This is a genomic window from Streptomyces sp. CO7 (assembly GCF_053474865.1).
This window is the reverse complement of record NZ_JBRIOU010000002.1, coordinates 533179-537690: the sequence shown is the minus strand read 5'-3', so window position 1 is coordinate 537690 and position 4512 is coordinate 533179. Positions and strand designations below refer to the sequence as shown.

Genomic DNA, 4512 nt, shown 5'->3' with positions numbered 1-4512 from the left:
AAATGGTGGAGAAGGCGCGCGAGTGGGGCGACCGCCTCAGCCGAGCCGCTCGCGCGGGGGCCGGAACCCGACCCGGAACCTGAAGTCCTCCAGGGTGAACGACAGCAAGGGGCGGCCCTCGCCCAGGAAGGCGAGCTCCCCCGCGGGGTCGGGGCGGAAGGACGTCCTGGTCGGCGCCGGCCTGCCGGTGAGGTGGGCGGGGACGGCCAGCACCTCCCCGTCCGCCTCCTGCAGGAGACGGGTGCGGATGGGCAGTCGGCCGGGCAGCGTCCGCCCCGGCCGGAACGCGGCGCGGACCTCGCCCGTCCCCGGGGCCCGGAGCGTCACGTGCTCCGTGCCCGGCGGGCCCGCCCCGGGCTCCCAGGTGAAGTGCCCGATCTCCTTGGGGATGCCCCACAGAGTGCGGCCGCCGGCCTTGGACTGTTCGCTGTCCACCCAGACCGCCACCGCCGTGCATCCGATCCGCCGCCCCTGCCGGACGGCGAGCGCCACCAGCAACTCGCGGTAGGCGAGGGTCCCTTCGGGCGAGTAGTCGACGCAGAAGGTCAGCAGGAGGCGGCGTCCGCCCACGGCCAGCGGGCGCACCCCTTCGGGCAGCGGCCACTTCGGCAGCCTGCTCGGACGGACCTGCCGGAGACCGACGTGCATCCGGCCCCGCAGGTCCCACGGCTCGGGCGGGAAGGGTTCGGTTTCGCTCATTCCCCCATGGTGCCCGGCCCCGTGTCGCCGCGGCGGTGGGCCCGGTCGAGCAGGGCGAGTTCCTCGTCCGACAGCCTGAGCGCTCCCGCCGCGACGTTGGCGGCCAGGTGGTCCGGGTCGCCGGTGCCGGTGATAGTCAGCATCTGCGGTCCCTGGGCGAGGGTCCAGGCGATGCGGACCTGGGCGGGCGTGGCCCGGTGCGCACGGGCCACCGCGGAGACCTCCGGGAGCTCGCCGTCTCCCCGCCCGTCCTCCTTGGCCGCGCCGGCAAGGCTGTAGAACGGCACGAAGGCGATGCCCAGTTCACGGCAGCGGGCCGGCAACTCCGCCTGGTGGGCGTTGTATCCGAGCCCGTACGGATTCTGGACGCTCACCACGGGCGCGATCTCCCGGGCCTCGTCGAGGTGCTTCGGCCGGATGCTGGAGAGCCCGAGGTGGCGGATCAGACCTGCCTCGCGCAGCTCCGCGAGCGCGCCGAAGTGGTCGGCCGCCGAGTCCTGGCCCATCATCCGCAGGTACACCAGGTCCAGGTGGTCGCGCCCGAGCTGGCGCAGGTTCTCCTCGACCTGGCCCCGCAGCTCCGACGGCGTGGCGGCGGCCGCCCAGGCGCCGTCGGCGGCGCGTCGTGGCCCCACCTTGGTCGCGATCACCAGGTCGCTCGGATAGGGGCCGCCGAGCGCGCTGTTGATGAGCTCGTTGGCGGAACGGAGCGGGGAGAAGTAGAAGTCGGCGGTGTCGATGTGGTTGACGCCGAGGTCGACCGCGCGGCGCAGCACGGTGATCGCCGCGCCGCGGTCGCGGGGCACGGCGTCGGGTATCAGGGCGGTCCCGGTCTGGGGCAACCGCATCGCGCCGAAGCCGATCCGGCGCACGGGCAGGTCACCGAGGGTCCAGCTTCCGGACGCCTCGGCGGTGACGGGGTGCGTGGGCGTGGAGGTCATCGGCGGATGATCGCACAGAGCCGCGGCGGCGGTCAGCCGGTGGCCGCCGCGTGCCGGGCCAGGCCCTGCACGACGTCCTTCACGAACCGGCCCAGCGCCCACCGGTAGATCCACCCCGTCCCCGGCACCTTCGCCCGGAAGACCGACCGCCACCGGATCTCCGTGCCCCCGCCCGCGCCGGGGGTCAGCACGACGTCCGCCCGGTAGTCCCTCAGTGGGAGCCCGGAGAGCAGCACGTAGGCGAAGTGCCGGTCCGGCTCGCTGGCCACGATCCGCTCCCGCGAGACGTGCCGCCCGGTCCGGAAGACCCGCACCGCGCCGACGCCCTCGCCGCCGCCCGGCGCCGGGGACTCGAGGGTGAAGGAGTCCAGCGGTGACCACACGGGCCACCCGGCCCCGTCCCGCAGCAGCGCGTGCACGACGCGCGGGGCGGCCGTGGTGTGCTCGGTGTGCTCGATGACCTGCGGCCCCATCGCTCTCCCCTTCGTCTCCGTCCGGACCGGTCGCCCGGCCTCCACCGTAGGGGCCACAGCCCGGGTGCGGCACCCGGCACCCGGCACCCGGCACCCGACACCCGACCAAGGGTGTCCGGCCGGCGCGGCTCAGCGGGTCCGGTAGCGCGCGTAGATCAGTCCGCTCGCGAAGGTGCGTTCCTCGACCAGTTCGAGATCGAGGCGCACGCCGTCGGGAAAGAACCGCTTGCCGCCGCCGACCACGCTCGTGGTGATGAACAGGTGGTACTCGTCCACCAGGCCGGCCCTGATCGCCTGGGCCGCGAGGTTCGGACCGTCCACGGTCAGGTCGTGCTCGGCCGCGGCCTTGAGCTCGCGCACCGCGTCCGGGTCGAAGGTCCGCTCGATCCTGGTCCTCGCGCTGGACACCGACTCCAGCGTCGTGGAGTACACGACCTTCTCCGCGGCCTGCCAGTCGCGGGCGTACCGCAGGATGTGCGGCGGCAGGTCGGGCTCGGTGTGCGCGGTCTCCCAGAACACCATCGTCTCGTACATCCGCCGGCCGTAGAGGTACGTGCCGACGGGACGGAAGACGTCGTTGACGAAGGTGTGCACCTCCGGATCGTCCGCCCCGACGCCGAGGCTTCCTTCCGCCGCCTCCGCGTAACCGTCGAGCGAGGTGATCATCGAGTAGACGAGCTTTGCCACGGGTCTCCTTCGGGTGGTGTGGGTGGGCCGGAGGCCGCCACGCAGGCCCGTGGTCAGCGGCCCATGCGGCGCTGCCTGTCGAAGCGGAGCAGCACCCGTATCAGGCGCCACACCCCGGCCACAGCTGCGAGCAGTGCGCCCACCGCCCTCACGCGGCTCTCCGCCGCACCGGAGAGGCCGAGGGTCAGGCCGAGGGTCCAGGCGACGGCGAGAATCGACCCGGCCAGTACGGCGGCCGTCACCAGGGCGAAGACGATCTCCACCGTCATCGCGTCCTTCTCCCATCGCGACTCACGCCCCATGTCCATGCCTGCAAGTCTCACATCCCGGTCAAGGCGGCTTCCAGCGCCGCCAGTTGGCCCCTGACCGCTGACTCGTACGAACAGCTCGACCACCACGGGGAACGACTGGCTAGGCTGACCGCCCCATGGACGTTCTCCTTCCTCCCCTGCTGGTGCTCGGCGGCCTGGCCGTCGCTGTCGCCGCCTTCGCCTGGCTGGCCCGCCGGGTGCGTCGACGGGGCACCGCCGGGGCCGCGGCCTCCGCCGCGCTCGCGTCCTGGGAGGAGGCGTTCCGGGTCACCTCCCACGAGGCGTACCAGGAGGTGCGGGTGCAGGCGGAGCGCACGCCGCCCCGCCCGTCGCCGGACGGCCCCGGTCACGGGCGGCGCCGCCGCTGACCCGCGCACGGGGTTACCCTGCACGCATGGCTTTCTGCTGCTTCGCCGCGTACCGCACCCGCCGCGCCCTCTGAGCGCGGCGATCCGGCCCCGGTCCGTCACCCGGACCGGGTGACGCCTCCTGCTTTTCGCCGCGCCCGCGAACCGTCCATCGGCACTCACACGGGCACGGAGACTTCCGCATGCGTCCCACCCGCTTCACCCCCTTCGAGGAGCTCGACGCGCTCCTCGGCGACCTGACCCGCTCGGTCCGCGACATCCTCGGCGACACCTTCGTCGGCGCCTACGTGCAGGGCTCGTTCGCCCTCGGCGCCGGGGACCGGCACAGCGACTGCGACTTCGTCGTCGCCGCCACCCGCCTGCCGTCCGGCGCCACGGAGTCGGCGCTGCGCCGGCTCCACGACGGCATCCCGCTGCGCCCCGGCCACTGGACGCAGCACCTGGAGGGCTCCTACGCCGACACCGCCTCCCTGCGCGACGTCACGGGTCTCGGCACGCCGTGGCTGTTCAACGACCACGGTCACCGGGAGCTGACCTGGGACACCCACTGCAACAGCGCGCACGCCCGGTGGATCCTGCGCAACCACGGCATCACCCTGGCCGGCCCCCCGGTCGCCGAGGTGGTCGACGAGGTCCCGCCCGGGGCGGTGCGCGCCGAGGCGCGGGCCGAACTGCCGGGGCTGCTGGGCTCCATCCGGACCTGGGCGTCCTTCGACCTGGCCTGGACCCAGCGGTACACGGTGACGACGTACTGCCGGATGCTGTACTCGCTGAGCACCGGTGAAGTGGCGTCCAAGCCGGGCGCGCTGGCCTGGGGCGCGGCCGAACTGGCGCCTCGATGGCAGCCGTTGCTCACCCAGGTACTGGAGGACCGCGGCCGCGGCTGGGACCCGGCCGACCCGCCCCGGCCGGGTTCCCTGGAGGCGGCGTACGCCTTCGCCGCCTACGCGGAGTCCTTCGCCGGCTGATCCGCGGCGGCCGGCCGGCCCGCGGCGGCGGACCGGTCCGCGATCGCCGGTCGTCCCGCGACGGC

The 4512-nt window shown here is 73.9% G+C and carries 7 protein-coding genes; 2 read left to right on the top strand and 5 right to left on the bottom strand.

The genetic code is table 11. From position 1 onward, the window contains the following. Positions 1 to 36 precede the first annotated feature (36 nt). From ACOV8S_RS04385 to ACOV8S_RS04365, 5 genes are all read right to left on the bottom strand, one after another. A complete protein-coding gene (locus tag ACOV8S_RS04385; protein ID WP_448316198.1) occupies positions 37 to 699 on the bottom strand; it encodes an acetoacetate decarboxylase family protein in 663 nt (220 codons plus the stop codon). Then, positions 696 to 1640: an aldo/keto reductase gene (locus tag ACOV8S_RS04380; protein WP_448316197.1), complete on the bottom strand. Its 945-nt coding sequence runs from the start codon at positions 1638 to 1640 to the stop codon at positions 696 to 698. The genes ACOV8S_RS04385 and ACOV8S_RS04380 overlap by 4 nt, the downstream gene beginning before the upstream one ends. 32 nt (positions 1641 to 1672) lie before the next feature. After that, complete coding sequence (locus tag ACOV8S_RS04375) at positions 1673 to 2113, bottom strand: SRPBCC family protein (RefSeq protein ID WP_448316196.1); 441 nt, start codon at positions 2111 to 2113, stop codon at positions 1673 to 1675. Between the two features lie 129 nt (positions 2114 to 2242). Continuing rightward, entirely contained in the window at positions 2243 to 2800 is a 558-nt protein-coding gene (locus ACOV8S_RS04370; RefSeq protein WP_448316195.1) for a dihydrofolate reductase family protein, read from the bottom strand. A gap of 53 nt (positions 2801 to 2853) precedes the next feature. Beyond that, positions 2854 to 3108: a DUF6332 family protein gene (locus tag ACOV8S_RS04365; protein WP_448316194.1), complete on the bottom strand. Its 255-nt coding sequence runs from the start codon at positions 3106 to 3108 to the stop codon at positions 2854 to 2856. Positions 3109 to 3227: 119 nt separating this feature from the next. Here ACOV8S_RS04365 and ACOV8S_RS04360 point away from each other — a divergent pair, with 119 nt between their 5' ends. Both ACOV8S_RS04360 and ACOV8S_RS04355 read left to right on the top strand, forming a co-directional pair. Next, positions 3228 to 3479 carry a hypothetical protein gene (locus ACOV8S_RS04360; RefSeq protein ID WP_448316193.1) on the top strand — a complete coding sequence of 84 codons (252 nt, stop codon included), beginning with the start codon at positions 3228 to 3230 and terminating at the stop codon, positions 3477 to 3479. A gap of 182 nt (positions 3480 to 3661) precedes the next feature. Then, on the top strand, positions 3662 to 4447 hold the full coding sequence (locus ACOV8S_RS04355; RefSeq protein ID WP_448316192.1) for an aminoglycoside adenylyltransferase domain-containing protein: 786 nt from the start codon (positions 3662 to 3664) through the stop codon (positions 4445 to 4447). Positions 4448 to 4512: the final 65 nt, after the last annotated feature.

Excerpts from the sequence above, each read along its gene's own strand:
- ACOV8S_RS04360 (WP_448316193.1), top strand. The coding sequence starts at position 3,228 with ATGGACGTTCTCCTTCCTCCCCTGCTGGTGCTCGGCGGCCTGGCCGTC.
- ACOV8S_RS04380 (WP_448316197.1), bottom strand. The coding sequence starts at position 1,640 with ATGACCTCCACGCCCACGCACCCCGTCACCGCCGAGGCGTCCGGAAGC.
- ACOV8S_RS04385 (WP_448316198.1), bottom strand. The coding sequence starts at position 699 with ATGAGCGAAACCGAACCCTTCCCGCCCGAGCCGTGGGACCTGCGGGGC.
- ACOV8S_RS04365 (WP_448316194.1), bottom strand. The coding sequence starts at position 3,108 with ATGGACATGGGGCGTGAGTCGCGATGGGAGAAGGACGCGATGACGGTG.
- ACOV8S_RS04355 (WP_448316192.1), top strand. The coding sequence starts at position 3,662 with ATGCGTCCCACCCGCTTCACCCCCTTCGAGGAGCTCGACGCGCTCCTC.
- ACOV8S_RS04375 (WP_448316196.1), bottom strand. The coding sequence starts at position 2,113 with ATGGGGCCGCAGGTCATCGAGCACACCGAGCACACCACGGCCGCCCCG.